Source organism: Arthrobacter sp. GCM10027362 (genome assembly GCF_042679445.1).
GTDB lineage: Bacteria > Actinomycetota > Actinomycetes > Actinomycetales > Micrococcaceae > Crystallibacter.
This window is the reverse complement of the sequence record NZ_JBHTML010000434.1, coordinates 1-680: the sequence shown is the minus strand read 5'-3', so window position 1 is coordinate 680 and position 680 is coordinate 1. Positions and strand designations below refer to the sequence as shown.

Here is a 680-nt window from a genome sequence, read left to right as displayed (position 1 = left end):
CGCCGGCGCGGCACCTGCTGCCGTGGCACCGGCTGCGGCCGCGGCCGGAGCCGGGGCAGGTGCGGGCTTGTCCGCGAGGGCGCCCTCCACCAGTTCCACGATTTCCTCGCCCGAACCGGCGGCGCGCAGGGCGGCGGTGAAGTCCTTCTTGATCAGCGACCGGGCGAGTTTGGCCAGCAGCTTCAGGTGCGCCTGGTCCGCCCCGGCGGGCGCGGCGATGAAGAAGACCAGGTCCGCCGGGCCGTCCTTGGCGCCGAAGTCCACGGCCGGATCCAGCCGGGCCATGGCCAGGGTCGGTTCGATGACCGCCGTGGAGCGGCAGTGCGGGATGGCAATGCCGCCGGGGATGCCGGTGGCCGTCTTCTCCTCGCGGGCGATGGCATCGGTGTAGAGGCCGTCGAATTCGCTCGCGCGGCCGTTGTCGACCACCATCTTGGTCAGTTCGCGGATGACCTGGGCCGGGCTGGAACCGAAGTTGCGGTCCAGTGCGACCAGTTCGGGAGTGATGAGGCGGGACATAGGGTGTCTTCCTTGTCGTCTTCCTTGGCTTGCTGCGGTTAGAGGGCCGTGACGGTGACGGCGTCCGGCGTGGTCTGGTTCAGTGCCGGCAGCGTGGTGCCGGGCAGGGCCGCGGCCGCGGCCCCGTGGGCCACCGCCTGGCGGAGGCAGTCCGGGGCGGA

General features: G+C 71.8%; 1 protein-coding gene and 1 pseudogene. Both read right to left on the bottom strand.

The features are described 5' to 3' along the window. Window positions 1-519, bottom strand: a 519-nt coding sequence (locus tag ACFQ36_RS23205; protein ID WP_377017981.1) for a PTS sugar transporter subunit IIA, incomplete at its 3' end; no start/stop codon positions are given. A 38-nt stretch (window positions 520-557) separates the two neighbouring features. Further along, window positions 558-680: pseudogene (locus tag ACFQ36_RS23200) on the bottom strand (1-phosphofructokinase); the annotation flags it as partial.